We start from the raw sequence: 255 nt of genomic DNA, 5'->3' as shown, positions 1-255 counted from the left end.
AGAAGGAATTACAGCGCAAGGAGAAAGCGCTGGCCGAAGCAGCTGCGCTGATTATTCTCAGAAAAAAAGCCCAGGCGATCTGGGGGGATCCCGAGGAAGATTAATCGGGACTCTGGATCGCCAGAACGTCATAGTATTAATTGAAGACGCCGTTAGCAGTGGTAGTAGACGCGCGGCAGCCTGTGCCATGCTTGACATCAGCCTGCGCAGCTACCAGCGCTGGACACGTGAAGGTGGTCATGGAATTGTAGATGG

Annotated in this window: 1 pseudogene; it reads left to right on the top strand. The window is 53.7% G+C overall.

Going from position 1 to position 255, the window contains the following annotated elements:
- Window positions 1-255, top strand: a pseudogene (locus ACO0K1_RS20365) (IS3 family transposase); the annotation flags it as partial.

This window comes from Undibacterium sp. SXout20W (genome assembly GCF_049340285.1).
Lineage (GTDB): Bacteria > Pseudomonadota > Gammaproteobacteria > Burkholderiales > Burkholderiaceae_D > Undibacterium.
The sequence above is the reverse complement of the archived record's forward strand: the minus strand, read 5'-3'. Positions and strand labels throughout refer to the sequence as shown.